A 2,533-nucleotide genomic window follows, 5' to 3' on the forward strand; every position below is an offset into this window, starting at 1 on the left:
GTACCAATGTCCGCGGCATTGCGGTCGTGGATACGTCCGTGAGCGATGATGAGTTGAAGAGGCTCGGCGGCCTCGGGGTGCGAGGCATCCGCTTCAATCTCGGACGTGCCGGCGCGACGACCGTCGACATGATCGCGCCGCTGTCGAAACGGGTCGCCCCCCTCGGCTGGCATATCCAGGTGCATATGAAGGGTGACGACATCGCCAAGAGCGCGGACCTCCTTGCAAATGTACCGGTCACCGTGGTCTTCGACCATCTTGGACGCCTGCCGCAGGCGAATGCCCTCGCTCATCCCGCCTTCAAGGTGGTGCAGGATCTTCTTTCACGCGGGAAGGCCTACACCAAGATCTCAAGTCTCTATCAGGACACACTCGTCGGCCCGCCGACTTACGAAGACGTCGGTGCAGTCGCCAAGGCCTACCTGCAGGCTGCGCCGGATCGCGTGCTCTGGGGCTCGGACTGGCCGCATCCATCACCGGGGAAGCATGGAAAGCCGAATGACGCACAGATGATGGACCTGGCTGCCGGATGGGCAGCAGACGAGGCCACGATCCAGAAGGTCTTTGTCGACAATCCGGCTAAGCTCTACGGCTTCTGAGCGCGATCCAGATGCTACTCGGCGTTATTGCAGACGACTTCACCGGCGCGAGCGACATCGCCAACACCCTGGCAAAAGGCCTGCCAGGGCAGGGCGGTCTGAACACTGCGCAGTTTCTCGGCGTTCCGCATACAGATGCTTCGCCCGATATCGAGGCTGGTGTCGTCGCCCTGAAAAGCCGATCAGTTCCGGTCACTGAGGCGGTCGCGCAATCGCTCACGGCGCTTCGCTGGCTGCTCGGCCAGGGTTGCCGGCAGATCGTCTTCAAATACTGCTCGACCTTCGACTCGACGCCTGGCGGCAACATCGGACCTGTTGCCGAAGCATTGGCCGATGATCTCGGCGTCAATGGCGTGGTCGCGTGTCCCGCGTTTCCGGCGGCAGGCCGCACGGTCTACAAGGGGCACCTTTTCGTTCACGACCGGCTGCTCAACGAATCCGGCCTCGAGAACCACCCGCTGAACCCGATGACGGATCCCGACATCCGCCGCTGGCTCGGTCGGCAGACAAGGCATCCTGTCGGCCTCGTTGCCTGGCAGGCCGTGCGCGAGGGCGCAGCACGCATTGCCTCAGAATTGCGGCAGGCCGCCGACCGGGGTGAACGTCTTGCAATCGTGGACGCCATCACTGCCGACGATCTGGTGGCGATCGGCCGCGCCTGCGCCGGCGCCAAGCTTATCACCGGCGGCTCCGGGATCGCATTGGGCCTTCCGGCCAACTTCATCGCAGCCGGCGAGGCCAAAGGCGCTCCGCCCAGCCCGATCTCTGTCGAGGGACCTGAAGCGGTTCTTGCCGGAAGCTGCTCCGGCGCGACACGCGGTCAGATAGATCATCACAAGAAGCGACATCCGACTCTGGCGATCGACGTCGATGCAGTCATGCGTGGCCAGACGAACGCGGATGAACTGGTATCGTTTGTGCTCGACAATCCGGGCCGCGCCCCGTTGGTCTATTCATCTGCCAGGCCTGAAGAGGTCGCGCGGTTACAGGGCATTCATGGACGTGAGCATGTCGCCCAGACTCTCGATGCGCTGTTTGCCGATACGGCGTGCGAGTTGATTGCCAGCGGTGTCCGGAGGCTCGTCGTTGCCGGCGGCGAGACCTCCGGAGCGGTCGTCTCCGCGCTTGATCTGGGTGCGTTGAAGATTGGACCGGAGATCGATCCGGGTGTGCCGGTGCTTGTTTCCGGCAATGCGCGTCCAATCGCACTGGCGCTGAAATCTGGAAATTTCGGCTCACGCGATTTCTTCGAAAAGGCGGTTGAAAGGCTGGCAGGACGATGAGCAACGAGACACGCATTCGCGATGACATTGCCAGACTGTCGAAGTCACTGTACGACCGCGGTTTCTCGGTTGGGTCTGCCGGAAACATCAGCGCCGCAGTAGAAGACGGCCTCCTCATCACGCCCACTAATTCATGCCTCGGATTTCTCGATCCAGGCCGCATCGCGAAGCTTGATCGCGACGGACGGCACCTGTCGGGTGATAAGCCGTCCAAGGAGATTTTCCTGCACCGGGCTTTCTACGAAACGAGGCCCGGAACCGGCGCGGTCGTGCATTTGCATTCGACGTTTGCCACCGCGCTCTCATGCCTGACGGACGTTGACCCGGACGACTGCATTCCGCCGCTCACACCTTACGTCGTCATGCGTGTTGGTGCGGTTAAACTGGCACCTTACGTCCGTCCCGGCGACGAAAAAGCCGGCGATCTCATTCGCGAGCTTCGCGGCAAATACGCTGCGGTGCTGCTCGCCAACCATGGACCGGTCGTGACCGGCAAGGACATCACTTCAGCGGTCTATGCAGCCGAGGAACTCGAGGAGACGGCGAAGCTGCTGGTGCTCCTGCGTGGCGCGCCGACACGCATGCTGAGCGCCGGGCAGGTCGATGAACTGAAGGCCGTCTTTGCCAGCTACTAACGAGCCAGTGCTCGAA

At 62.3% G+C, this 2,533-nt stretch carries 3 protein-coding genes; all 3 read left to right on the plus strand.

The features are described from left to right. Positions 1-599: amidohydrolase family protein (locus tag EOA86_RS30320; protein WP_164892125.1), on the plus strand; the 599-nt coding region annotated here is incomplete at its 5' end. Positions 600-610: 11 nt separating this feature from the next. Beyond that, positions 611-1,882, plus strand: a complete 1,272-nt coding sequence (otnK, locus tag EOA86_RS30325; RefSeq protein WP_128344989.1) for a 3-oxo-tetronate kinase — start codon at positions 611-613, stop codon at positions 1,880-1,882. Next, positions 1,879-2,517 carry a 3-oxo-tetronate 4-phosphate decarboxylase gene (otnC, locus tag EOA86_RS30330; protein WP_128344991.1) on the plus strand — a complete coding sequence of 213 codons (639 nt, stop codon included), beginning with the start codon at positions 1,879-1,881 and terminating at the stop codon, positions 2,515-2,517. The genes otnK and otnC overlap by 4 nt, the downstream gene beginning before the upstream one ends. Positions 2,518-2,533: the final 16 nt, after the last annotated feature.

Source organism: Mesorhizobium sp. M5C.F.Ca.IN.020.32.2.1 (genome assembly GCF_004023105.1).
Classification (GTDB): domain Bacteria; phylum Pseudomonadota; class Alphaproteobacteria; order Rhizobiales; family Rhizobiaceae; genus Mesorhizobium; species Mesorhizobium wenxiniae.

Excerpts from the sequence above, each read along its gene's own strand:
- otnK (WP_128344989.1), top strand. The coding sequence starts at position 611 with ATGCTACTCGGCGTTATTGCAGACGACTTCACCGGCGCGAGCGACATC.
- otnC (WP_128344991.1), top strand. The coding sequence starts at position 1,879 with ATGAGCAACGAGACACGCATTCGCGATGACATTGCCAGACTGTCGAAG.